Source organism: Colwellia sp. F1 (assembly GCF_056238625.1).
Genome location: NZ_JBWDLI010000005.1, coordinates 9,286 through 35,352, shown reverse-complemented (window position 1 = coordinate 35,352; position 26,067 = coordinate 9,286). Strand labels below are relative to the sequence as shown.

Sequence of the window (26,067 nt, the reverse complement as noted above, 5' to 3'; positions counted from 1 at the left end):
ATATACCTGTGATGTTTAATACGTATGCGTGGGGTAAAGCACCTGTGAATGTAAACTTAATTGTTACTTTACCCACGCTGTTAGCGATACACTTTTACCTATATATTGTTAGTTAAGCTGCGGTAAATGCTAGGCCAATTGCCGCAATAACTACACCTAAACTTCTGGTTACGCGGTTATTAGCACTAAGCGTAATAGTACCTAAGTAACGACCTAAGAAGGTAATCGCTAACGTAGCGATTATAAAGCCAGCCATATAGGCTAGTAAACTTGCGCCTTGGGTCATTTCAGCACCGTGTGCATAGCCATGTGTGATCATGAACAATACAACAAGCGTACCACCAATAGCGGTAGACAATTTTGTCATCGTAGCGATGAGTATACCCATCAGTAATATTGACATAGCTATGCCTGTTTCTACGCCGACTATGCTGATACCAGAAAAAGCAATTGCTGCGCCCAGTATCATGCCACCAATAACAAATAATGGGGCATCGCGTTTCATCGAAACATTTTGGCGGACACTCCAAAACCCGATAGCGGCCATTGCCAACATATGGTCAAGCCCCATCATTGGGTGTAACAACCCACTAAGAAAGTCACTATGAATAGCTGTACCATGTCCAGGGTGTGCTAAAACGGCGGTAGTAGTTAACATTAAGCCTACAGCCATAAGCAATTTTGTAATTATTTTCATCTTGTACTCCGTTGGTATTTTTTGTGTGTAGATTGGTATTTAACAGTTTTCTTTTAATTAAGGGGGTAACCGTTGCTTTGGTACTGCTTATTTTCCGGGTCTGCGCTCGGGCAACATTCCCTGTTTTAGAATGAAGCTGATTATCGCTTCAACGCCAACACCGTCATAAAGGTTGGCAAAAATAAATGGGCGCTCACCACGCATTTTTTTGGAGTCTCGCTCCATCACTTCTAATGAGGCATGTACATATTCGGCAATGTCAATTTTGTTGATTATCAATAAATCAGACTTAGTAATGCCAGGGCCTCCTTTACGCGGAATTTTATCCCCGGCAGAAACGTCAATTACATACAAAGTTAGATCAGAAAGCTCTGGGCTGAATGTGGCGGCTAAGTTGTCACCGCCTGATTCTACTAACACTAGCTCTAAGTTTGGATGACGAGTTTGTAAATCGTCAATGGCGGCTAAATTCATCGAGGCATCTTCACGGATGGCGGTGTGTGGGCAACCGCCTGTCTCTACCCCCAAAATCCGATCAGCAGGCAGTGCATCATGTTTGAGCAAAAAGTCAGCATCTTCACGGGTGTATATATCGTTAGTAACAACGGCAATATCGTAGTGATCTTTTAAGGCTTTACATAACTGGCGCAGTAAGGCTGTTTTTCCAGAGCCAACTGGGCCGCCAACGCCTACACGTAAACAATGTTTCATTAAGCTGTTCCTTTTGTGAAATGGAAGCTAATTAGCTTCGAAATAATCTTGAGTATTGGGTTTCATGTTGGGCACTACCTAACGCTAAACCTGGCAGAATTGCCCCTAATTGGTCATCGTTTAAAGCCAGCGCCGTGTTTATTGAACGCACTAATTTTGGCCGTAATTGTTCTATTAACCTTTGCGCAGCGGTATGCCCTAATGGCATTGCTTTGCATGCAACAGCAAGCTGATTCTCCAGCCAGCTCCATGCAAAACCGAGTAAGCTTTGGCGTACAGAAATATTGCGTTGTTGTGCCACCCAAGCAAACACGGTTACATAAGCAGGCTCGTGCGGTAATTGTGCGTGGCCTTTTTCTTGTTGTGGTTGCAGTGTTAAATTGGTGAGCAATCGTAATAGTGCTAAGCCTAGTCGTGTGTCTTCATCGCTAAGCTCGGCGGTCTCTCGGTTAGCATGTAACCATTCATTCCAATATGAGAGGCCTTTGCTATCGCCATTTGCCCAGCAATTTTGTAAACGTGCAAGTAAAGGGAGTTCACATCGAGCTATGCCATCGTCAAGCACCCCCTCAAGCCAGGCGGCTAACTCTTGTTCATTGCGCACCCACCCCAACTCAAATGCGCTTTCTAACCCCTGTGACCAAGCGAAACCACCAATTGGTAGTGCCGGACTTACTAGTTGCATTAGCCCCAGTAACGCCAAATCGCTGGGCATAGTTGCTTGGTTGTTAGTATGAGTGGTCATGTTCATCACTATGATTATGAATAGGGTTATCATTATGCGTGTGTTCATGACTGTGTTCATGACTGTGTGCATGTTCGCGGCCCGCATGCGCATAGGCACCAGACTCAGGATCAAATGGTGCCTCATGATGCTCAAGGGTTGCGCCTAAAAGTACGGCTAATTCTTCCAAGACATGATCTGGCGGAAAACGCACCCAGTGACGATCGTCTGCATTTATGCCAATAGCAAGAGAAACATGGCGATTACCCAAGTGATAGCACAGTCGAGCTAACGGCAAACCCTTGTCGATATATGCTGTGGTTACTGGCTCATCAGCGGCATTAATGCGGATTATTTCACCGCTACTAGCGCGCAGTAGATCGCCATGACGCAAAACCGGACCGCGGTCGAGGAATAAACCGACTTCGACACCGTTGTCAGTGACAGCGCGTAAGCGCCCGCGGATACGTAGTTCGTACGCTAAGGTCAGAGTGTCGTGCGCATCGGCTTGGTTATTACCATCGATTCTCTGTGTTAATTTAAGCATTTTCAAAGTCCTTAAAACGGTTTTAAAACAGGTGGTAACGTTGAGCTAACGGTAACTCAGTTGAAGGCTCACAGGTCAGTAATAGGCCATCAGCGTGTACTTCATAGCTTTGAGAGTCGACAGTAAGATCAGGGCAAGCATCGTTCAGCTTCATATCGCTCTTGTTTACATGTCGAACATTCTTAACCGCGACTAATTGACTTTTAAGCCCAAGCTTTTCTTCCAAACCGGTGTTGATCGCGGCTTGACTGACAAAGGTCATGCGTGTTGTAGCAGCAGCTCTGCCTAAGGCGCCGAACATACGGCGATAATGTACAGGTTGAGGTGTCGAAATGGCTGCGTTAGGGTCGCCCATAGCGGCTCCGGCAATCATGCCGCCTTTAATAATGATAGAGGGTTTAACACCAAAAAACGCTGGTTTCCATAAGACTAAATCGGCCAGTTTACCCACTTCGATTGAACCTACTTCATGGCTGATACCGTGAGTAATTGCTGGGTTGATAGTATATTTTGCGATGTAACGTTTAGCGCGAAAATTATCGGTGCCGCGTGCTTTATCTTCTGTTAATAGACCACGTTGCAGACGCATTTTGTGCGCTGTTTGCCAAGTGCGACAGACCACTTCACCAATGCGACCCATCGCTTGAGAGTCAGAAGACATCATTGAAATCACCCCCATGTCGTGGAGGATATCTTCGGCTGCGATTGTTTCACGGCGAATGCGTGAGTCGGCAAAAGCAACATCTTCTGGAATGTTTGGATCAAGATGGTGACACTCCATCAACATATCGAGGTGTTCATCAACGGTGTTAATGGTGTAAGGCCGAGTCGGATTAGTGGATGAGGGGAGTACATTAGGCATAGCACAGGCGACGATGATATCAGGCGCATGTCCCCCCCCAGCACCTTCTGTGTGATAGGTGTGAATACAACGGCCTTTAAACGCCGCTATAGTATCTTGCACAAAACCTGACTCGTTTAAGCTATCTGCATGAATAGCGATCTGTATATCATAACGATCGGCTACATCTAATGCATTACTAATAGTGGCCGGTGTTGCACCCCAATCTTCGTGAATTTTTAGACTCATCGCCCCAGCTTTAACTTGTTGCTCTAGCGCTGCCGGTGTACTTGCACTGCCTTTTCCGAGGAACCCAATATTGATCGGTAAATCATCCACGGCCTGCATCATTGTACCCAGGTGCCAAGGGCCAGGCGTATGGGTAGTGGCAACCGAACCAGTAGCTGGACCGGTACCACCGCCAATCAGGGTGGTTAACCCACTCATTAGTGCTTCGTCTACCTGTTGTGGACAAATATAGTGAACGTGGGTATCGACTCCACCAGCAGTAAGAATTTGGCCTTCACCTGCTATAATTTCGGTACCGGGGCCGATAACAATGTCAATGTCAGGTTGGGTATCCGGATTCCCAGCTTTACCAATGGCAGCGATGCGACCGTTTTTCAAACCAACATCAGCCTTTACTATGCCCCACCAGTCAATGATAATGGTGTTGGTGATCACGGTATCCATTACGGTATCATCGCAGCGTTGGCTTTGACCCATGCCATCACGAATAACTTTTCCACCACCGAAGACAACTTCTTCACCATAATGGGTATGGTCTTTTTCTATCTCTACCCAGAGTTCAGTATCACCTAGTCGGATCCTATCCCCAGTGGTAGGTCCATACAGATCAGCATAGGCTTGTCGTGAAATTTTCATGTTGTTTCCTCCGGGGGTAAAGGCTGATCCAATGAACCCATTACCTCGCCACGAAAACCATAGAGTCTACGTGATCCTGAATATGGGATTAATGACACTGCTCGACTTTGTCCAGGTTCAAAACGAATCGACAAACCAGCAGCAATCGCTAAACGGTAGCCATAAGCTTGTTTACGATCAAATCGCAGTGCAGAGTTCGTTTCGGCAAAATGATAATGAGAACCGACCTGTACGGCGCGATCACCAGTGTTGTCAACATTAATAGAAATGCTTTCACGGCCGACGCATAGTTCAATGTCACCATTTTGTAGTTGGTATTCACCAGGAATCATGATTTAGTTCCTTAAACAATTGGGTTATGGACAGTGACCAGTTTGGTACCATCGGGGAAAGTAGCTTCAACCTGAACCGATTGAACCATTTCAGCAATACCGTCCATGACGTCATCGCGGGTCAAAATCTCTCGGCCTGCGCTCATCATTTCAGCCACTGTGCGGCCTTCACGAGCACCTTCCATAATGGCGCAACTAATGAGGGCTATTGATTCTGGGTAGTTAAGTTTAAGACCTTTGGCCTTACGTCGCTCTGCAAGTAAACCTGCAGTAAATAGCATTAATTTATCTTTATCTCTAGGTGTCAATTCCATCGTTAACTCCATACCTCAACGTTGTTTGATTGTTAATCTATGCAATATAGGCACAGATATATTTGCTATGCAGCCTGGTAATGCCAAAGCTCAATAAGTTAGGTCAACCAAATTCTAGGCACAGTAGCCTTAACTCCGGTTAATATAGGTCGCAGAATATCCCGCGCTTGTTGAAACAAATCCCACACTTGATTACGATCATCACCAATATATCGCAATAGCAGTACGCCGCGACGATAGGTAACCGCCCAATTATTCGCCGCAGGTAAATTTTTTCGCAGTGCAGCTATCGCTTCATTGGGTTGACTAAGACCTACTGTCCACAAAGTAGCATGTACGGTTGACCCACCTTGGCCCCATTTTCCAGTAAAGCGTGGGTGATTTGGATCTAAGTACTGTCGCTCTAGCCACAGTGGTTGGCCATTACGGCTGAGTTCAAAACGCTGCTTAAGGTGACCACTGGCAAAAGGTAAATAGCTAGCCGGTCGACCAAGGCAAAGAATTTCCCAGCCTAAGCATTTTGCATTATCAGCCAATTCAATGTTAAACGTTTGCTCACCATGTGAACCGTCAAAAGCAATAGATTCTTGGGGTAACCACTCTAAGGTGGCTCCTTCAGCAACTTTTAAACTTGTATTTTGGCTCCAAGCTACGCCATAACTATCAGCTTTATACAGCTTGTTGGCTGATGGTGTGGTAATTAAGGTGTGGGCGTTGTCGGCCACGGTGACATCTATATTGAGTGAGTCACCGCTAACTAAGCCACCGGGTGGATGCAATATATATACATGGCAACAACCCTCGCGACCTTCTGGATAAAAAGGTCTTTGAACGCGTAATGGCCCATAGTGACGAGCACTATTCATACGAGTGGCACCAGGAACACCGGCTTTACAAAAGCCCAAGGACAAAGAAGCAGCCCAGTGACGGTTGGCATCAAACTGGTGTCCAGAATATGGCACAACTTTTTGTTGCGGTAAAACGATGGTAGAAAAAGTGGTCATTTAACAAATACTCTTTTTTGTTCTAAAGATAAAACAAAGGAATCAAGCTCTGAATTGTTATATATATTTGACGCAAAGAAACTTTGAATGAATCCTAAGGTATAGGCACGTTTCATAGACATTTATATCTAACTAGTTTAGTTTGTTTTTGGACAAAAACAATATTTTTTTTAATATATTTATAGGGGGATAATTCAGTGACAGTGACAGTGACAGTGAGAAGCACTCCTTAGTCAGGTATTTTTTATTGCACTTTTGCCGTCCAGTATATGTGCGTTGAGTAATTTAAATTAAGCGACCTATATTTAGTTGGTTATATAATCGCTAACTGTTAAGAATAGCTCGCTATATTTCTATTTGAACAGCTGTATCATGGTGTCTAAGACCATATCTACGCCGATACCTATTAGAAAGAACCCCATTATTTTGGTCATCGCGATAATACCATTAGCACCCATAAATTTAACGACTTTAGGTGCGCCTCTAAGTACCAACCATGCAAAGAATGCAGAAATTGCAATACCACAAATAACCATGGCATAACCGAACATTTCATCTCGTAAAGTTTCTGCTGTATTAATTTGAGCTGCCATAGTAATAACAACGGATATTGAGCCAGGTCCGCTCATATAAGGCATAGATATTGGGATGAATGCAATATCTTTTGCGCATGTTGTGGGTTCTTTGTCGTCGTACATAATATCAGGCGCTGGGAATAACATTTTAAAACCAAGGTAGCCTATTATAAGGCCCCCAGCAACGCGCAGTGAGCTGAATTGAATACCAAAAAAATCAAGTAAATAGGCACCAAATAATAAAAACACGGTTAAAAATATGAAAAAATATATCGCCGCTAAATTGGCAGTTTTTTGTCGCTCATGTTTAGAAAAACTAGCAGTGAGTGATAAAAATATTGGTGCCGTTACAAATGGGTTAGCAATGGGGATTAAGGTTGCTACCACCAATAAAATATAAGTTAAATTTGCTTGCGCTTGTTCCATAATAACTCCGGTGTAGCTCAACAATAATTAACGCTATTATTAGCTTATTAACAGTTAGTTATAATAACCAATCAATAGGTAAAATGCTGAGTATTGATAAAGCGGCACGTGAAACTATTGTCATGCCTGGTTCTGTAGTGTGAATGGTTTGTGTATTACCGTTTGTTTCTATCCAAATAATGTTATCGTGTTTATCTAGGCTCAACTGATAGGCTGTTTGTCTCGCGTGTTGATAAAATTCTTGTTCAACTTGGTTGACAAGCTTAGGGCTTTCAATCACAAAACCTAACTCTGTATTTAGGTGCATTGAACGAGGATCAAAGTTAAATGAACCAACAAAGAGTGTTTGTGAATCAATTGTAAAAGTTTTGGCGTGTAAGCTTGATGCCGAGCTACCAAATAAACCTAGTTTTTTTAGATTACCGTCATGGTGCTCAGCACTTGCGCGCAACTCATACAAGTTAACCCCTGCGTTGAGCAGGGATTTCCGGTGTTTAGCATACCCCGAATGGACAGGCAAAACATCGGTAGCCTCCATTGAGTTGGTTAAAATATTGATGGAAATGCCTTGGTTAGCGAGCTCTATAAAGGCGTTAACCCCTGCTTTAGTTGGCACAAAGTAGGGTGTTACCAGTAACAGGGACGAACGAGGGTGACCTATTATTTGCCTTAGTTTATAAAATAGTAGGTTATGTTTAGTGTGTTGAGCTAACCCTTTGCTGGGGCTATCGCTAATCATCCGCGTTTTTTTCCAGTCAAATGAAAGCTCATTTGCCAATAACAAGGTTACGAGAGATGAGCGTTTTAATGCTTTTAGGTAAACGCTTCGCTTTGGGTTTGTAACCTGGCTGGGCATATATTCTAAAGTGGTGTATGTACTCTTTTTTGAAGATTTCACTACGTTTTTCACTGGAAAGGCTGAGGCACTTGACCAGTATTTATCAAAATCAAGGGAAACTTGGTTAACAACGCTGCCAATGGCGACAACATCAAGATCCTGTCTTAATAAACCACTCGTTGCCCCAAAGTAGCCATCGCCAATATTGCGGCCACCAATGACAGTGACACTGTTATCTACAGTAAATGACTTGTTGTGCATGCGCCGGTTGACCCTAGAAAAATCAGTAATAAAACCTAGCCATTTGAAGCGGCGTTGTGTAAAAGGGTTAAAAAGGCGTATTTCAACATTCTCTAGTCTATCTATCGAAGCTAAAACCTCATCAAGTCCAGAGATACCATTATCATCTAATAAAAGTCGCACACGCACGCCTCGTTGCGACGCCGCGGTTATTGCCTCAAACAGCAAGGCACCGGTAATGTCTTTTTGCCAAATATAGTATTGTATATCAAGGGTCTTTTGCGCTTTAGCCGCTAGTAAAACACGGGCGGCAAAAGCATCTTTTGGGTTGATAAGTAATCTGACGCCACTTTGCTGTGGATGTTGCTTTGCCATTGGCGCGATTGCGGCGCCTAAGCGAGTTTGTTGGGCTTGCTCAATGCTCAGTGAGTTTGTTACTGTTCGAGGCTGAATACTAAGCACGCCAGAGCCTCCTTTCATTACAAATATTATGGATATTAAAAATATTAATATAAACAAACACTGTGTAATATAGCAATAACGTTTAGCATACCTTAGCACTCGATATTTATTGAAGGTAGTACTCATAAAGTTAATGACTATTTATAACGTATCGTTTAAGCATACACTTTATTGGCTACAATAATGAATTTATATCACAATAATTTATCGACAAAATATAAAGTGTTGCAGAGGCAACTTTTATTAATTAGGTGATATTTCCAGAGTGGAATTAATCTTTGTTAAAAGCAGAGAAGTTATTCACGATAAACTATTTAGCCATCTAAACGTTTAGATGTTGACAAATCTATTGATCAAAGTAGTATTGTCAGGCTAGTTTTGCACTATTTTTATTTGTTTTTATTCGTAATAGGTACGTTATGCCCATTAAAATTCCTGATCAATTACCTGCACTCTCTATTTTGGATAAAGAAAATATTTTTGTAATGTCTGAGCACCGTGCTATTTCTCAGGAAATACGACCAATGCAAGTTGCTATTTTGAATCTAATGCCAAATAAAATAGAAACTGAAGTACAAATATTAAGAATGTTATCAAACACACCGCTACAGGTTAATATTGAATTTATTCGTATTAATGCCAATGAATCAAAAAATACGCCAACCGAACATTTAGACACCTTTTATCATTTGTTTGATGATGTAAAGCACAAACAGTACGACGGTTTAATTATAACAGGGGCGCCGCTGGCGTTACTTGATTATTCACAAGTAACCTTTTGGGATAAAATTTGTGAAGTATTTGACTGGGCTAAAAAAAATGTTACTTCAACTATGTTTTCTTGTTGGGCAGCACATGCAGCGCTCTATCATTATTATGGGTTAAATAGACACTTACGTAAAAATAAGCTGTCGGGTGTATTTAAACACAAAACCCTGGATGAAAAAGAGCAATTAACACGTGGCTTTGATGAAAATTTTAATGTACCGCATTCACGTTATGGTTACATTGATAAAGCTGACTATGAAAGTATCCCGCACATAAAAGTATTAGCTGAATCTGAAGAAGGCGGTGTTTATTTAGCGGCCAGTGCGAACAAACAACAAGTTTACTTAACAGGGCACCCAGAATATGACACTTGCACCTTACACGAAGAGTTCTTACGCGACAGTTTAAATGATAGTAGTACAGAAATACCCATAAACTACTACAAGGATGATAATAAACAAAATGCGCCGGTAGGCTCTTGGCGTAGCCATGGCAGCTTATTATTTACTAATTGGCTTAATTATTATGTTTATCAAATTACCCCATATAAATTAGATGCCTCTAATATTAAGGCAATTAACCCAGATTCAGCTATATAAACTAGTAGCTTTATTACTTGATTTAAAGATTTACCCATAGGAAACGTTAACGCATGAAAAAACATCCATCATTTGCCTTACTTGAACAGCAACTGGCTAATAATATTTTAATTCTTGATGGCGCTATGGGTACAATGATACAAGCCTATAAGTTTGAAGAGCAAGACTTTAGAGGCGAGCGGTTTGCTGATTGGCATACGGATGTAAAAGGCAATAACGATATGTTAGTGCTTACTCAGCCAGAGATCATAAAACAAATTCATCTTGAATATTTAGAAGCTGGTGCTGATATTCTAGAAACTAACACTTTTAACGCGACGACTATTGCCATGGCCGACTACGACATGCAAGAGTACAGCGCTGAAATTAACCGAGAAGCTGCGAGAATAGCACGAGCAGCTGCAGATGAATACACGAAAAAAACGCCAGAGCGTCCGCGTTTCGTTGCTGGGGTTTTAGGGCCAACTAACCGAACCTGTTCAATTTCTCCTGATGTAAATGACCCTGCTTTTCGTAACGTCACCTTTGATGAGCTAAAAGAGGCGTATATTGAGTCAACACTTGCGTTAATTGAAGGTGGCTGCGATATTATTCTACTTGAAACAATATTTGACACACTTAATGCCAAAGCGGCCATTTTTGCCGTAGAAACAGCTTTTGAACAGCTCGGTGTGCGCTTACCCGTGATGATTTCAGGCACCATTACCGATGCATCAGGCCGTACGCTATCAGGACAAACCACCGAAGCATTTTATAACTCCTTACGCCATGCTAAACCTATTTCTTTTGGCCTTAACTGCGCGTTAGGCCCAGTTGAATTACGCCAATATGTACAAGAGTTAAGCCGTATTTGTGATGTGGCTGTTTCTGCCCACCCTAATGCTGGCTTGCCAAACGCTTTTGGTGGTTATGATTTTAGCGTGGAAGATATGAATGCTCACATTGGTGAATGGGCTTCGTCAGGCTTCTTAAATATTATTGGCGGTTGTTGTGGCACCACACCTGCTCATACTAAAGGAATGGCAGACACGGTCGCTAAAATTCAACCACGCAAGGTTGAAGCTCGTCCTATTGCTTGCCGTTTGTCGGGTTTAGAAGCATTAACCATTCAAGAAGACAGCCTGTTTGTTAACGTAGGCGAACGTACTAACGTTACAGGCTCGGCTATGTTTAAGCGCTTAATTGTAGAAGGCAGTTATGATAAAGCTATAGCGGTAGCTTTGCAGCAAGTCGAAAATGGTGCGCAGATCATTGATATAAACATGGATGAAGGCATGTTGGATTCAAAAGCGGCTATGGTGCGTTTTTTAAATCTTATTGCAGGTGAACCTGATATTTCTAAAGTGCCCATTATGATCGACTCTTCTAAGTGGGATATTATTGAGGCAGGGCTAAAATGTATTCAGGGTAAAGGCATTGTTAACTCTATTAGCCTAAAAGAGGGGGAAGAAATATTTCGTCAACAAGCTGAATTGCTTCGTCGTTATGGCGCAGCCGTTATTGTTATGGCATTTGATGAAGTAGGGCAAGCTGACACCCGTGAACGCAAATATGAAATTTGTCATCGCGCTTACCATATATTGGTTGATGAAATTGGCTACCCACCAGAAGATATTATTTTTGACCCTAACATTTTCGCGGTAGCTACAGGTATTGAAGAGCATAATAATTACGCGGTAGATTTTATTGAAGCGGTGGGCGATATAAAGAACAACCTACCGTACGCTATGATTTCAGGCGGGGTATCAAACGTATCTTTCTCGTTTAGAGGAAACAACCCAGTGCGTGAAGCGATTCATGCAGTATTCTTATATTACGCCATTAAAAATGGTATGGACATGGGAATAGTTAACGCAGGACAGTTAGCTATTTATTCAGATATACCTGAAAAGCTAAAACAAGCGGTAGAAGATGTTATTCAAAATAGTGATGACGGTGCTACAGAGCGCTTGCTGGATCTTGCTCAAGAATACCATGGCCAAGCGGGCGGACAAGCTACCCAAACCGACTTGTCATGGCGAGAACTGCCCATTAATGAAAGATTAGCACATGCGTTAGTTAAAGGTATTAATGAGTACATTATTGAAGACACAGAAGAAGCTCGTTTAGCAGCTGAGCAGCCTTTAGATGTAATTGAAGGCCCCTTAATGGCGGGGATGAATACCGTTGGTGACCTGTTTGGTGCTGGCGAAATGTTTTTGCCACAAGTGGTTAAGTCAGCCAGGGTAATGAAACAAGCCGTTGCTTATTTAAATCCTTTTATAGAAGAAGGGAAAACAGATGTAAGCAATAATGGCACAGTGTTACTTGCCACAGTCAAAGGGGATGTACATGATATCGGTAAAAATATTGTCGGCGTCGTATTGCAGTGTAATAACTATGAAATTATAGATCTTGGTGTCATGGTTGCGTGTGAAGATATTTTACGGGTAGCAGAAGAGAAAAAGGTTGATATCATTGGTTTGTCAGGCTTGATCACCCCATCGCTAGATGAAATGGTGCATGTAGCGAAAGAGATGAAGCGCACTGGATTGACATTGCCGTTGTTAATTGGTGGTGCAACTACATCTAAAGCACATACCGCCGTTAAAATTGAACCACAATACGATGAGCCTGTCGTTTATGTTTCAAATGCCTCTCGTGCAGTATCAGTGGTAAGTAACTTGTTGTCTAACGAGCACAAGGCTGCCTATTTTGCGAGTACAAAAGAGGAGTATGAACGTGTTCGTGCTCGCCATTACAAAAAAGGGCCACGTTCAAGTTTAATCAGCCTTGAAGACGCCCGAGCCAATGCTGTCAAGGTGAGTTTTGACGATTACACGCCAACTAAACCCAATAAATTAGGGGTAACGGTACTTGATAACATTGACCTGAATGAAGTGAGGAAATACATCGATTGGACGCCATTTTTTATGACTTGGCAAATGTCGGGTAAGTACCCACTTATTTTAAAACATGAAGTCATTGGGGCTGAGGCAACCAAACTCTTTAATGAAGCTAACGCTATGTTAGATGATGTTATTAACAACTCGAAACTTTGCGCTAAAGCTGTATTCGGTCTGTTTCCTGCTAATGCTAACCAAGATGATATTCAACTTTATACTGATGACAGTCGTAGCGAAAAGTTAATGAGGCTTCAGCAATTACGCCAACAAAGTAAAAAGCCTTCAGGGCAATTTAACCGCTGTTTAGCTGACTATATTGCACCAATTGGCTCACAAATTAATGACTATATTGGTGCCTTTGCTGTGTCAGCTGGCTTTGGTGCTGATGAATTAGTAAAAGCCTTTGATGCAGAGCATGATGCTTATAATTCTATTTTAATTAAAGCGGTGGCCGACAGATTAGCAGAAGCAACAGCCGAATACTTACATGAAAAAGTACGTAAAGAATATTGGGGTTTTGCGCCAGATGAAAATCTTGATAATGACGCGTTAATACGTGAAAGCTATCAAGGAATACGCCCAGCGCCTGGTTATCCCGCGTGCCCTGAGCATACAGAAAAAGGGCTAATTTGGCAGTTACTTAATGTCAAAGAAAACATTGGTATGGAGTTAACGTCAAGTTATGCTATGTACCCAGGTGCTGCAGTAAGTGGTTTGTACTTCGCTCACCCAGAGTCTAAATATTTTGCCGTTGCCAAGGTAGCAAAAGACCAAGTGATTGATTACGCAGCGCGAAAGAACATGACCTTAGAGCAAGCAGAGCGCTGGCTGTCGGCTAATTTAGATTACGAGCCGGACTAAGTATTTAGGAATGAGAGGTAAGCTTATCGACATAAAGCTTACCTCGCTAACTAAGTTGGGTCTCTACCGCTAAGCAGTATTGTAAAGTTAGCGAGTAGTTTAGTATCTTTGTTTTTGCCAAGACTGAAATACTGAGAAATGGACGCTTATATTACCTCTAATGCTTCACTTAATTTTTTTACGCCAATCACTTTCATACCTTTTATTGTCTGTTTGGGCATATTATTAAAAGGCACTATCGCACGCTTAAAACCATGTTTTGCCGCTTCGTTGATACGCTCTTGCCCACTAGGCACAGGGCGAATTTCACCCGATAAGCCTACCTCACCAAAAATAACTAAATCTTGTGGCAGTGCATTATCTTTAAAACTAGAAACTAAGGCGAGAATTAGGGCTAAGTCAATGCTAGTTTCAGTCACTTTAATACCACCAACCACGTTAACAAATACATCTTGGTCGTTAAGTTGTAAACCGCCATGGCGATGTAAAATGGCTAATAGCATTGACAATCGATTTTGATCAGCGCCTACAGCAACACGGCGCGGGTTGCCTAAAGCAGAATGATCAACCAGGGCTTGAATTTCAACCAGTAACGGGCGAGTTCCCTCCCAAAGCACCATTACTACACTGCCGGCAGTTTGCTCTTGCGTACGACTAAGAAAAATTGCTGAGGGGTTTTTCACTTCCTTTAATCCAGTGCCTGTCATGGCGAAAACACCCAGCTCATTAACAGCACCAAAGCGATTTTTATTGCCTCGCAGGGTTCTATAACGTGAGTCGGTACTGCCCTCAAGCATAATTGAACAGTCTATACAGTGCTCTAATACTTTGGGACCAGCAAGTGACCCGTCTTTTGTTACATGGCCAACCAGTAAAATTGCCACATGGTACTGTTTGGCAAAGCGTGTCAAATAAGCGGCGCTTTCACGGACTTGTGAAACACTTCCCGGCGCAGACTGTATGTCGCTCATGTGCATGACTTGAATAGAGTCAATAACAATAATTTTAGGTTGTTCTTTTATGGCAATTTGACAAATATTTTCAACACTGGTTTCTGAAAGCATTTTTAGCTTATCAGTCGGTAAGCCTAAGCGTTTAGCACGCATAGCAACCTGCTGTAGCGACTCTTCACCTGTGATATATAAAGCAGGCATAGTGGTCGCTAAAGAGCACATCGTTTGTAATAATAATGTACTTTTCCCAGCACCAGGCTCACCACCGATTAAAATGGCACTACCAGGCACAATACCCCCGCCTAGTACACGGTCAAACTCAATAAAGCCGGAAGAAAACCGAGGTAAGTCAGCTAAATCAATAGTGTCAAGGGTTTGTACTTTTGCCTGCTCATTATGAGCCGCCCCTGCAAACCCAGCAAAGTTCCCTCCACGGCTGGGTAGTTTTGCAGGCCTAAATTCAGAGATGGTATTCCATGCCTTACAGTCATTACATTGCCCTAGCCAACGTGAATATTCAGAGCCGCAATCTGTGCAGACATAGACAACTTTATTTTTTGCCATGGGTTTTCCTTATTAGTCATTATATTTAGGCACAAAAATTGCTAAGTTCATAACCATAACAATCATAGTGCAATAGATTATTTAGTAAATGCTGTTGCTGAATTTAATGCGATCAAATTATAATGCTATTTAGTGTTGTATTTATACTATAGAGCTGAGTCACAAGGAAATGTTAGGTAATTAGTCTCAACACTTAACAAGTTTAATTTAACCTAACGAGCAAACGAAATATTATTCCATGAGCACTGACTTTTCAAAGTACAAAAATATAATTGATAGCTTTCGTGGTAAAGTAAACAAGCCTAGCTTCGATGTTAAATTTACCCAGCGCACAAAACAATTAGATAAAACGCAGAGGTTTCTACTAAAAATGGAACTGAAGCGTTTAGCGAGTGCGTGCGCTCGCTCTATTGATTTACGTGGTTTAGTTGACGGTGATTGTAAACTGTATCAATACAGAGGGCAAAGCCACTTTCTAGATGATATTGCCATTGCGGTTTTTGAAGAGAATGTTAAAGAATACCAAGGCTTTACCTTTGGTGTGTATGAGGCAGTAAAAAATACTAAAAATAACTTTCGCGTTATCTATCAAAAAGAGCAACAAGGCTTAGGGCAGCCTAATTTACCTGAAAAACCGGTTGAACCACCGCAAAAAATAGCGGATAAAGTACAATATCCGGTGAGTCCATTCCCACTCAACCAATATTATAACCGCCTAGAAGAGCGCATGAATTTTGTGATGCCTTTAACCCTAGTCTTAGAGGATAATCAAAGCAAGCAGGCCAATACTATTGATATCAGCCCAACTGGGGTTAAGTTTAGGTTAAACAGTAAAGCTCCTTTTTATATAGACCAAACGCTAACGATTATTTTTAAAGGCTTAGAAGATGAATTTACATTAAGCCAAACTGATACCCTAGTATATAAAATAAAAAATATATACCGTGATGATACTACCCAACTGATTGGTTGCCAACGTATAGGCCAAGATGATAATGACAGGTTTGAAAGTTTTTTAAAAAACTTTATTCAAACCAATAAGCGTCGCTATAAAATCAATCTAGAAAATACTATTTCAGCCCTGCAATCAAGAAGCCTTGAGCAGTATGTTTTACCTAAAATAAATGAATTGCCAATATTTTTTGCCCAGATTAACAATAGTTATATTCCTCGTTATGTATTAACTACCAATAATAATCAGGCGGTTTTTCAATACTGGCAAAACGAAGAAAACAGCGCTAATTTACATTTACTAGTGAGTGATGAACGTTTAACTCGGCTATTAAAAAAACATAAACAAGGTAAATCTTTGCTGGTGTGTAGCTTTATTCATCAACACCAAGGTAAAGATTACTTTTACACGGTAGATGAAGAACAGCTTTCGCAAGAAGAGGATTTATTATCCACTTTTTTTACTTTCGCTGCGAAAAAACCTTCATTGGCAATTACAAAACTAACTTATATACCTATTGATAAGTCTAAAATATATTCGCCTTTTAGCTTATCTAATAGCCAAGGCGCTGAACAACAGCAGCTAAACTTGCCGCCATCTGAAGAGGTTGTTGAGTGCATTAATTCTTTAGCCTTTTCGGTGGTGGCCAGTGACATAACACATAAAACATCAATTGAGCGATATCAAGGCCTTTTACATGGCACGCTAGACGTAAATAAAATTAAAAAGTTTGGCCATAGGCGCTTAAAAAGCAAGCTAGTAGTAGAAAAGTTAGGGATTACATACAAAAACTTACGCAAAGAGCCTAGGTTTATATATAAAACGCCAATTGTGTTAGGTTTTAATCAAGTTGAGTGGCAAGGACATTCCCTTAACTTTTCCGTGTCGGGGTTAAAAGCGCAGTTAACTGAAAGCGCGCAAGTCAGTGTGGGGGATATAGTGAATATTTCTTTTCCAAGCTTGCAAAAAATCACTTCATCCCATGATCTACATCAATTGCCTTACGTAGTGGTAAAACTTGATAACAACAATACCGTTATTAATTGTCGTGTGTATATTAAAGCGCATCAGCATGTCGGCCGCTCATTTTTTAAGTTGTTAATTGATAAGAATAAAGACAAATTAACAGCAGACGAGTACAGTTTATTAGTGCCTGGGTTGGCCGAGTCTTTGAGAACACATTATGCACAAAGCATGAAAGTTCCAACATTAATTGTTCAAACAAGTGGTAGCCGCTATAAAGTAGACGCATTAGTTACTAATGAGCAAGATCATGAGTTTTTGCAGCAGTTACATCACCTAAGTGATAGAAAGCGCTATTATAATTTTTATCCATTACTTACTAAGCTGTATAAAGACAACTACCTTGATTCTTGTTTAAAAAGGTTAGTGGTGAACCCTGAGCCAATTACCGATATTTTGTATATTGGCCTAGCCAAAAATAGTGAGCAGGTTGATAAAGCAGTCAAGGTAAAGTTTGAACGCGAGCTTCATAGTACAGCGCTTCGAGAGAGCTTTATCAAACAAGCCTTAAATAAGAGTAATTTTTATTGCTTCCAGTTAAAAATTTCCCGAACAGGGCCCCCAGATCTAGAGTACCTGAATCCAGAGCTTAGTTATGTGAGTACGTATGCTATTCACCGTAGTAAACAAATAGAACAAGATATTTTAAGTGTTGTTGCTACTATACAATATATAGATATAACACATGAGGTACTACTTAATCTTGGTATAAGCGATTTACAATAAAGTGAATATTAATAGTAGCAAGCCGAACCGTGCATTTAGTTGGGGTCACTTTTGTGTGTTAAATTTATTACCAGCGCTTTTAACTCTCTGATTTCATTTTGTAACTCGGTTAATGTAGGCTCTTTTTTTGCTCGCATTGCCGTGTGCTCTTCTTCCATAACATTTACCACGATGCCAATTATCATGTTTAAAAATGCAAAAGTAGTAAAGAAAATAAAAGTTAAATAAAATACCCATGAATAAGGGTGTACTTCCATTGTTTCATATTGTATATCGGTCCAGTCTTCAAATGTCATTATTCGAAACAGTGTCAGCATTGATATTGCAATATCGCCCCAAAGCTTAGGGTTAATATCTTTAAATATAAAACTACCTATAGCAGCGTAAATATAAAAAATAATAAACATTAAAAGCACCACATAACCAAGTTGGGGTAGTGCTTTAATTAAAGAATTAATTAACACTCTTAGCTCGGGGACAACAGAAACCATCCTTAAAACCCTAAAGACTCTAACTAACCGCGCGAGCAGTGCCATTTCGCTGTCATTTATTGGCACCAAACTGATCACAACCACCAGGGTGTCAAACACATTCCAGCCGTTTTTAAAAAAACTCTTTTTGTCTTCATCAGCAATAAAACGCACTGAAATTTCGAATAAAAAGAACACAGTGATAAACACATCAAGGATATGTGTGATTGAAATAGCGCTATCAGACAAAGAAAAGGTTTTAGCGCCAATCTCTAATGCAGAGATAATAATTACAGTAACAACTGCAAGTTCAAAAGCTTTGTTGTTTTTTAAGTTGTTTAGCTTATATTTGATAGATTCGTACATACTTTATATCAAAGATTCCGTTAGAGTATATTTTAAAAGCGGGATTATAACGTAAAAGCTAAATATTTTGAGAGCGAAATTTGTATTTTAATGTTGCTAAAACAAAGCACGTTTATGCTATGTAAACAAGCTATTGAAATAGTATAAAATTAGTGTATTTATGCGATATCAGCACTACAAATTAAGTAATTACAAAATATGCAGAGGTAAAGTTAAAAGTTACCCCTGTCGCCTCTTTTGATAGCGCATTAATATCGTATCTAGATGATTAGCAAAAGCTTGGCGATCACTGTGGCTTAAAGCAGGTGGCCCGCCTGTTTGTACTCCACTACCACGCATTGTGTCCATAAAATCCCGAATGTTTAACCGAGACTTTATGTTTTCTTTAGTAAAAAGTTCGCCCCGTGGGCTTAATGCTGTTGCTGACTTACTTATTACTTCGTCGGCTAACGGTATATCTGCGGTGATAACTAAATCATCTTTATTCACTTGCTTTACAATTTCATCGTCAGCAATATCAAAACCGGTTTTGACTTGCATAAAGTGTATTACGCGTGATGGCGGGGTACGTATATGGTGATTAGCAACCAATGTTGTTTGAATTTGTGTTCGTTCCGCCGCTTTAAACAATATTTCTTTTATTACGACCGGACACGCATCAGCATCAACCCAAATTCTCATGGAAATTCTCACTTTATAATTTATAATATAATTAACCCTTCAACTGATATAATAACTTATTTATATCGCTTATCTATAGGTTAATTCTTTGTCTGAAACACTTGAGCGTAAGCCAAAACCAAAGTATGTTCAAATATGGCAAACAGTGCAGTTAATTCCTCAAGGGAAAGTGGCCTCGTACGGGCAAATAGCGGATCTTGCCGGTTTACCCGGCAGGGCAAGACTCGTTGGCACAGCTTTAGCTAATATACCTGCAGCAGGCTGGCGTGGCGCAGTTGTACCTTGGTTTCGAGTAATTAACGCACAAGGTAAAATATCCTTCCCGAATGACAGTGAGCTTTTTATCAAGCAAAAGCAATATTTACAAGCTGAATCGGTAGTGATTGTAGGTGCCAAAGTTAAACTAAATGACTTTCAGTGGCAACCAAGCTTATCAGAGTTATTATTTTCCTTAGAGTTTTAAAACCCCTCCCTCGGTTAAATAGCCTACTAAAAGGCTAGGTAACCAACAGAATAGGTTAAATAGCAGGCACTTAAGTCTATTTAAGTTGCTTTATCACCACATATTATAAGGGTTGCCGTATTTTAAATTGTTAATTGGTGCAAAAAAAGTTGACTTACTACGAATGAATTAGTAAAACATGCACAGCAAAAAAATTGTCTCCATTTTAATGGTTTTTGCTTAAGTAATAATCAAAAAAGAACATCCTTGAAGTTGAAGTCACTCGTAATAGTTTATATTCAGCTTTAAAGTGTGAGGTTTTTTATTTATTACTTGAAAAAATAGCCAACTTTAGAACTCCTTTCTTGACAGTTTGTTTGTCATTTGGGATTATTGATAAGTTGTATTAAAAAAAGTTACATACCGTTACTGCTCGAAAGTAGTAACAAGTAAAAACAGTAACAAGTAAAAAAACGACAGATTTTTATATTTGCGGTAACAAAAATTTGTTATCAAAATTTAAATAGCAATTGGTTGGGAACTATGTCCAAAGTAAGTAAGAAAAGCCTCATCGCCACGGCAATGGTAGGCGCACTAGCATTAACCGGTAGCAATATCGCCTCTGCTAATGCATTAACAGATCTTCAAAACGCTGAAGCTCAAATTTTTAAGCAGTCAGCTAAGTCACAAGCTAAAATCAACTCCATCTACGAACAAACACAAGAATTACTTGCAGAGTATCGTAATACTGTTGATGAAGCCGATGTTTTACGTGGCTATAACGACCATGTTCAACGTATGGTTGATGATCAAAAAGCAAATATTGCCTCATTACAGAAACAAATTGATGGTATTGATAAAATCAAACAAGGTGTTGTACCGTTAATGTACAAAATGATCGATACCTTAGAAGAGTTTATCAAACTTGATGTACCCATGAATATTGAACGTCGTAAAGAACGTTTAGCGAACCTACGCGAAGTGATGACAAACTCAAACGTTACAACGTCTGAACAGTTTCGTTTAGTACTAGAAGCTTACGAAATTGAAGCAGGTTACGGTACAATTTTTGATGCCTATCAAGCAGAAATGGACTTTGGTGGAACGACTTTAACTGCTGATTTCGTTCACATGGGCCGAATTGCCTTTGTTGCACAATCACTAGATGGCAAGCGTTCTTGGTTATGGAATAACCAAAGCCGTGCATGGGAAGAATTAGGTGACGAATATTTAAAACCTGTTAAAGATGCTATCGCGATGGCGCGCAAGCAACTTCCGATGGACTTAGCTAAATTACCAGTATTTGCAGCAGGAGCAGAATAATGAAGAAAGTTATTAATTTTGTAACGCTAGCCGCAATCATGACCGCTGGTATAGTTACAACAACTCAAGCCAACCAGTTAGATGATTTATTAAAACAAGTTAAAAATGAGCGTATCTCTGAAGCTAAGCTTGATAAAAAACGCGAAGCTGAATTTATTTCGGCACGCGCTGATAAACAAGCATTGTTAAATAAAGCGAAAGCTGAACTTGCCAATCAAAATGCACGTAATGCTCGTTTAACGAAAGAATATGCTGCTAATGAAATTGCACTAGCACAAAAAGAAGTCGAACTAGATAATGCTACCGGTACTTTAGGTGAAATGTTTGGTGTTTCTCGTGCAGCAGCAGCTGGCGCATATGGTCAAATTGCTACATCAATCGTAAGTGCAGAATATCCAGGACGTGGCGAAACATTAAACCGTATTGCTAACGCAAAAGAAATTCCAGCATTAGAAGACCTTGAAGAGTTATGGTTTGCACTACAAACGGAAATGACAGAGTCAGGTAAAATTTCTAAGTTTACAGCCAATGTCACTAACTTAGATGGTTCAAAAACAACTGAGACAATCACGCGTATTGGTACATTTAACTTGGTTTCTGATAATGGTTACTTAACTTACAACGATGAAGTAGATCAAGTTCAACCACTACCTAAGCAACCAGCAGGTTATATCTCAGAGACAGCATCTGCGTTTTTCAACGCAAGCTCAGGCTATGTTGGCGTATTTGTTGACCCTTCACGTGGCGGTATCTTATCACTAGAAACACGTAAGAAAACGCTTGAAGAGTTCTTCCATGAAGGTAAAGAAGTTGGTTACGCTATCACGGTTCTTTTAATTATTGGTTGTTTAATTGCTCTTGAACGTCTTATCGTTTTAGGTAGTATGAGCGCTAAAATCAAATCACAAGAGAAAAACCTTGATAAACCAAACAATAACAACCCATTAGGTCGTTTACTTCAAATTTATCATGATAATAAAACGGTTGACGCTGAAACATTAGAGCTCAAACTTGATGAAGGAATCTTACGAGAAACGCCTAAAGTTGACCGTGGTGTTAATTTAATCAAAATGTTTGCTGCTATAGCACCATTAATGGGGTTATTAGGTACAGTAATCGGTATGATTATGACGTTCCAAACAATTACCTTGTTTGGTACAGGTGACCCGAAAATTATGGCTGGTAACATCTCACTAGCATTAGTTACAACAGCATTAGGTTTGATTTGTGCATTGCCACTTATTCTTATCCACTCTATTGTTGCTGGTAAAGCGAAAAGCGTTTTACAAAAACTAGACGAGCAAAGCGCAGGGTTAATCGCAGCGATTGCTGAGAAGGAGTCTAAATAATGTTATTCCTGATAGAGCTTTGGGAATCTGTCAGGGGTTTTATTGCGACTGGCGGTAACGTACTTTACGTTGTTGCCTTTGCACTCTTATTGATGTGGATTATGATGATAGAACGTTATTGGTTCTTAGCATCTATCTACCCAACAATGAAAAACAATATTGTTTCTCGTTGGGATGCACGCACAGACACAACGTCTTGGTATGCACATCGTATTAGAGAGACTTGGATTTCCGAAGCAAATGAGCTACTTGAACAACGCATGGTAACCATCAGAACATTAGTGGCAATGTGTCCACTAATAGGTTTGTTGGGAACTGTAACTGGTATGATTGGAGTGTTTGAAACTATGGCACAACAAGGTACAGGTAATCCGCGATTAATGGCCGCTGGTATATCGCAAGCAACTATTCCGACGATGGCGGGTATGGTAGCAGCATTGTCTGGTGTGTTTTTTAGTTCAAGATTAGACGCTCAAGTTAAACTAGCAAAGGCTAAACTGGTTGACAGTTTACCTCATCACTAGAGAGATATTTTCATGGCACGTAAAAAGATTCGTGAGGACGAAGAAGCAGCAATTGATATGACACCGATGCTTGACATCGTATTTATCATGCTGATCTTCTTCATAGTAACTACTTCTTTTGTTAAAGAAGCAGGTATTGAAGTAAATAAACCTAAAGCAGCACAGCAAACTAAACAGAAAAATGCCAATATCTTTATCGCAGTTAGAGATAATGGTGAAATTTGGTTAGATAAAGGCCGTGTTGATATCGAACGTGTTGGCGCAAGAATCGAGAAATTGCTTGCTGAACAACCGACCGATGTCGTTATTATCCAAGCAGATAAAGATGCTAAGCATGGTATTGTTGTTAAAGTAATGGATGCAATTAAAGAAGCAGGAAGTGGTCTTAGAATATCCATTGCTGCAGCGAAGGGGTAGAAAATGGGACGCTTTTTAGTATCAATACTACTAGGCGCTGTAGTTACCTTTGGTCTATTTGCTTTTATGGCTTTCCTTGTATCTAGCGGTGATAGAAACAAGGAAGAGGCAAAAGAGAATATAATCGTAGAAGTAAATACTACGCCACCAAAGTCTTCTGCAGAAACACGTCGTCGTGTTCCGCCTCCGCCGCCGCCGCCGCCTAAAGCGCCGCCAAAGCAACAGACTCCTGAGCCTGAAGCAAGTAACGACACTAGCGGTTTGCAATTTAACATGCCAGGTGTGCAACTATCTGGTGCGTCAACGGGCTTATCGGCACCTGGTGCTGGTTTTGGCCGTGACGGTGAAGCAACGCCAATTGTTCGAATAGAGCCTAAATACCCTATTCAAGCAGCACGTGATGGCAAAGAAGGTTGGGTTAAGCTTTCTTTTACTATCAATGAAATTGGTGGTGTTGAAGATGTAGATGTTATTGAAGCTGATCCTAAGCGTGTGTTTGACCGAGAAGCTAAACGCGCACTTAGAAAGTGGAAATATAAACCAAAGGTTGTTGACGGTAAGCCAATGAGACAAGAAGGCTTAACAGTTCAATTAGACTTTAAAATGGACGGAGGGCAATAGTTATGTTGAAACAATTTACCCTTAAGCGCTTTTCTTTTAAGCCTTCTACCTTTAAGGAGTTATCTACTTCCTTAGTTGTAGTTGCAGCTCTTCTTGCGGTACAAGTACCATTTGCAGACAATGCACATGCGGCGAGTGCTAAAGAAGAAAAAAAGAAGCGTCCTACACAACTCGTTGGTCAATCTGTTGGTAAAAAAGTTCAAAAAGCGTTTGAACTTTACTCTGAAGATGATATTGATGGTGCGTTAGTTATCTTAAAAGATATTGATGCCAAAGAAGGTTATGATGAAGCTTATGTTGCACGCTTTATTGCTGTTATGTATGCCACTAAAGGCGAGCATGAAACAGAAGCAATCAAATACCTTAAAAAAGCGATAGCGCCAGATATATTAAATGAAGGTGACCATGGCGAGGCGTTAAAGTTGTTGGCTGATTTGCAAATGCAGACCAAAGACTACGAAGGCGCTTTAAGTAACTATGATGCTTGGATGGCATTCACTGGTAAAAACGACGGTGCTACTTGGGTGAAAGTTGCTCAAGCAAACTATGAGCTAGGGCGGTTAGATAAAATGATTGCTCCTGCTGATAAAGCTATCGCCGCTTTTGGTGATAAACCTAACCAAAACCCATATATATTAAAGTTAACTTCTTATTATGAACGTAAAAAATATAAAGAAGCTATTGATGTATTAGAAACGGTTATTTTAATTTTCCCTGAAAATAAAACTTGGTGGACACAATTACCTATGTTTTATTTGCTAGTGGAAAACTATCCTAAAGCATTACAAACGCTTGATTTAGCTTATAAGCAGGGATTTCTTGACAAAGAGTCTCAAATTAAAACCTTAGCGAACTTATATTCTTCTAACGAAACGCCTTATAAAGCGGCTAAGTTATTAGAAAAGCATATTGCTTCAGGCTTAGTTAAAAGAGATGATAATAATATCTCTACTTTGGCTAATGCATGGCATGCAGCACAACATGTTAGTACAGCCGCCAAGTATTATGGTGAGTTAGCTAAAATGACCGGTGAAGCTAAGCATTATAGTAAGCAAGGTATGTTGTTGAAGCAAGATGAACAATTTGCTAAAGCTATTACAGCGTTAAATAAAGCGATAGAGCTAGGTATTAAAAATGAAGGACGCTTGTATATGAGTATAGCTGAATCATATTTTTACCTTGAAAAATACAAACAAGCTTATGCTGCTATTAATAAAGCAATGGAAGATCCTAATTCGCGTAAAGCGGCAAGAGGTTGGAAAGGCTTTATTGTAGACACAGCTAAACGTAAAAATGTAGCTATTTAACTACCTATATTTGATGTGTTTATTAAAAAACCAGCTATCCTTAAAGGGATACTGGTTTTTTTTATGTTTGAATAAAAGTATCATTTTAAAAAATTATTTTTTATAATAATTTTAATGGTATTAATAGTGTACCTAACTACAAATAATAAGGAGCACACCATGAACATATTAAAGAAAACCCGACTAACGCTATTACTAAGCTTATTTACAGTTGTGTTAGGAATCAGCAGTATAGCAAAAGCAGAAACAAATCCATTTGCAGCTAATACGTTAACCACAGTCAGCAGTAAAGAAGTACAAGAAGCTAAATGTGGTGAAGGCAAGTGCGGTGAAAGTAAAGCTAAAGCCAAAATGAAATGTGGTGAAGGCAAGTGCGGTGAAAGTAAAGCTAAAGCCAAAATGAAATGTGGGGAAGGCAAGTGCGGTGAAAGTAAAGCTAAAGCCAAAATGAAATGTGGTGAAGGCAAGTGCGGTGAAAGTAAAGCTAAAGCCAAAATGAAATGTGGTGAAGGTAAGTGCGGTGAAAGTAAAGCTAAAGCCAAAATGAAATGTGGTGAAGGCAAGTGCGGTGAAAGTAAAGCTAAAGCCAAAATGAAATGTGGTGAAGGTAAGTGCGGTGAAAGTAAAGCTAAAGCCAAAA

24 protein-coding genes are annotated in these 26,067 nt (G+C 40.2%); 11 read left to right on the top strand and 13 right to left on the bottom strand.

All coding sequences use genetic code 11. From position 1 onward, the window contains the following. Nucleotides 1–112 precede the first annotated feature (112 nt). From AC0UA9_RS05935 to AC0UA9_RS05890, 10 genes are all read right to left on the bottom strand, one after another. The gene (locus tag AC0UA9_RS05935) at nt 113–697 is read right to left on the bottom strand and encodes a HupE/UreJ family protein (RefSeq protein ID WP_475658287.1); all 585 of its coding nucleotides are present in this window, start codon (nt 695–697) and stop codon (nt 113–115) included. Nucleotides 698–784: 87 nt separating this feature from the next. After that, nucleotides 785–1,408: an urease accessory protein UreG gene (gene ureG, locus AC0UA9_RS05930; RefSeq protein WP_475658284.1), complete on the bottom strand. Its 624-nt coding sequence runs from the start codon at nt 1,406–1,408 to the stop codon at nt 785–787. A 31-nt stretch (nt 1,409–1,439) separates the two neighbouring features. Then, a complete protein-coding gene (locus tag AC0UA9_RS05925) occupies nt 1,440–2,153 on the bottom strand; it encodes an urease accessory protein UreF (RefSeq protein ID WP_475658282.1) in 714 nt (237 codons plus the stop codon). Then, complete coding sequence (ureE, locus tag AC0UA9_RS05920) at nt 2,137–2,679, bottom strand: urease accessory protein UreE (protein ID WP_475658280.1); 543 nt, start codon at nt 2,677–2,679, stop codon at nt 2,137–2,139. Before ureE ends, AC0UA9_RS05925 begins: the two co-directional genes overlap by 17 nt. Before the next feature lie 22 nt (nt 2,680–2,701). Then, nucleotides 2,702–4,405: an urease subunit alpha gene (gene ureC / locus AC0UA9_RS05915; RefSeq protein WP_475658278.1), complete on the bottom strand. Its 1,704-nt coding sequence runs from the start codon at nt 4,403–4,405 to the stop codon at nt 2,702–2,704. Continuing rightward, nucleotides 4,402–4,737: an urease subunit beta gene (locus AC0UA9_RS05910; RefSeq protein WP_475658274.1), complete on the bottom strand. Its 336-nt coding sequence runs from the start codon at nt 4,735–4,737 to the stop codon at nt 4,402–4,404. The genes ureC and AC0UA9_RS05910 overlap by 4 nt, the downstream gene beginning before the upstream one ends. 11 nt (nt 4,738–4,748) lie before the next feature. Continuing rightward, nucleotides 4,749–5,051 (bottom strand): urease subunit gamma, encoded by a 303-nt coding sequence (gene ureA / locus AC0UA9_RS05905; RefSeq protein ID WP_475658271.1) that lies wholly within the window; start codon nt 5,049–5,051, stop codon nt 4,749–4,751. Nucleotides 5,052–5,149: 98 nt separating this feature from the next. Then, nucleotides 5,150–6,055 carry an urease accessory protein UreD gene (locus AC0UA9_RS05900; RefSeq protein WP_475658269.1) on the bottom strand — a complete coding sequence of 302 codons (906 nt, stop codon included), beginning with the start codon at nt 6,053–6,055 and terminating at the stop codon, nt 5,150–5,152. 353 nt (nt 6,056–6,408) lie between these two features. Further along, the gene (locus AC0UA9_RS05895) at nt 6,409–7,056 is read right to left on the bottom strand and encodes a MarC family NAAT transporter (protein WP_475658267.1); all 648 of its coding nucleotides are present in this window, start codon (nt 7,054–7,056) and stop codon (nt 6,409–6,411) included. A 58-nt stretch (nt 7,057–7,114) separates the two neighbouring features. After that, nucleotides 7,115–8,596: a phospholipase D-like domain-containing protein gene (locus AC0UA9_RS05890; protein WP_475658266.1), complete on the bottom strand. Its 1,482-nt coding sequence runs from the start codon at nt 8,594–8,596 to the stop codon at nt 7,115–7,117. Nucleotides 8,597–9,015: 419 nt separating this feature from the next. Between AC0UA9_RS05890 and AC0UA9_RS05885 the strand changes: the two genes are divergently transcribed. Together AC0UA9_RS05885 and metH are read left to right on the top strand one after the other, a co-directional pair. Continuing rightward, nucleotides 9,016–9,963 (top strand): homoserine O-succinyltransferase, encoded by a 948-nt coding sequence (locus AC0UA9_RS05885; RefSeq protein WP_475658264.1) that lies wholly within the window; start codon nt 9,016–9,018, stop codon nt 9,961–9,963. A 53-nt stretch (nt 9,964–10,016) separates the two neighbouring features. Further along, on the top strand, nt 10,017–13,709 hold the full coding sequence (gene metH / locus AC0UA9_RS05880; RefSeq protein ID WP_475658262.1) for a methionine synthase: 3,693 nt from the start codon (nt 10,017–10,019) through the stop codon (nt 13,707–13,709). 146 nt (nt 13,710–13,855) lie between these two features. Here metH and radA read toward each other — a convergent pair whose 3' ends face one another. Then, the gene (radA, locus tag AC0UA9_RS05875; protein ID WP_475658260.1) at nt 13,856–15,226 is read right to left on the bottom strand and encodes a DNA repair protein RadA; all 1,371 of its coding nucleotides are present in this window, start codon (nt 15,224–15,226) and stop codon (nt 13,856–13,858) included. A 238-nt stretch (nt 15,227–15,464) separates the two neighbouring features. Between radA and AC0UA9_RS05870 the strand changes: the two genes are divergently transcribed. Next, nucleotides 15,465–17,927, top strand: coding sequence for a PilZ domain-containing protein (locus AC0UA9_RS05870; protein ID WP_475658257.1), 2,463 nt, complete (start codon nt 15,465–15,467; stop codon nt 17,925–17,927). 35 nt (nt 17,928–17,962) lie between these two features. Here the strand turns inward: AC0UA9_RS05870 and AC0UA9_RS05865 are convergent, their stop codons facing one another. Both AC0UA9_RS05865 and AC0UA9_RS05860 read right to left on the bottom strand, forming a co-directional pair. Next, nucleotides 17,963–18,763: an ion transporter gene (locus AC0UA9_RS05865; RefSeq protein ID WP_475658254.1), complete on the bottom strand. Its 801-nt coding sequence runs from the start codon at nt 18,761–18,763 to the stop codon at nt 17,963–17,965. A gap of 219 nt (nt 18,764–18,982) precedes the next feature. Next, nucleotides 18,983–19,444: a YaiI/YqxD family protein gene (locus tag AC0UA9_RS05860; RefSeq protein WP_475658251.1), complete on the bottom strand. Its 462-nt coding sequence runs from the start codon at nt 19,442–19,444 to the stop codon at nt 18,983–18,985. Between the two features lie 88 nt (nt 19,445–19,532). On the opposite strand from AC0UA9_RS05860, the gene AC0UA9_RS05855 reads away from it, so the two are divergent. The 8 genes from AC0UA9_RS05855 to AC0UA9_RS05820 all read left to right on the top strand — a co-directional run. Then, a complete protein-coding gene (locus AC0UA9_RS05855) occupies nt 19,533–19,907 on the top strand; it encodes an MGMT family protein (RefSeq protein ID WP_475658249.1) in 375 nt (124 codons plus the stop codon). Nucleotides 19,908–20,429: 522 nt separating this feature from the next. Continuing rightward, nucleotides 20,430–21,209, top strand: a complete 780-nt coding sequence (locus AC0UA9_RS05850; RefSeq protein WP_475658247.1) for a DUF3450 domain-containing protein — start codon at nt 20,430–20,432, stop codon at nt 21,207–21,209. Continuing rightward, a complete protein-coding gene (locus AC0UA9_RS05845) occupies nt 21,209–22,558 on the top strand; it encodes a MotA/TolQ/ExbB proton channel family protein (protein WP_475658245.1) in 1,350 nt (449 codons plus the stop codon). The genes AC0UA9_RS05850 and AC0UA9_RS05845 overlap by 1 nt, the downstream gene beginning before the upstream one ends. Further along, nucleotides 22,558–23,082, top strand: a complete 525-nt coding sequence (locus AC0UA9_RS05840) for a MotA/TolQ/ExbB proton channel family protein (protein WP_475658243.1) — start codon at nt 22,558–22,560, stop codon at nt 23,080–23,082. Before AC0UA9_RS05845 ends, AC0UA9_RS05840 begins: the two co-directional genes overlap by 1 nt. A gap of 12 nt (nt 23,083–23,094) precedes the next feature. Then, nucleotides 23,095–23,499 (top strand): ExbD/TolR family protein, encoded by a 405-nt coding sequence (locus AC0UA9_RS05835; RefSeq protein ID WP_475658240.1) that lies wholly within the window; start codon nt 23,095–23,097, stop codon nt 23,497–23,499. Between the two features lie 3 nt (nt 23,500–23,502). Continuing rightward, nucleotides 23,503–24,120 carry an energy transducer TonB gene (locus AC0UA9_RS05830; RefSeq protein ID WP_475658237.1) on the top strand — a complete coding sequence of 206 codons (618 nt, stop codon included), beginning with the start codon at nt 23,503–23,505 and terminating at the stop codon, nt 24,118–24,120. A gap of 2 nt (nt 24,121–24,122) precedes the next feature. Further along, entirely contained in the window at nt 24,123–25,427 is a 1,305-nt protein-coding gene (locus AC0UA9_RS05825; RefSeq protein ID WP_475658235.1) for a tetratricopeptide repeat protein, read from the top strand. Nucleotides 25,428–25,586: 159 nt separating this feature from the next. Continuing rightward, on the top strand, nt 25,587–26,067 hold a 481-nt coding region (locus tag AC0UA9_RS05820), incomplete at its 3' end, for an HvfA family oxazolone/thioamide-modified RiPP metallophore (RefSeq protein WP_475658232.1).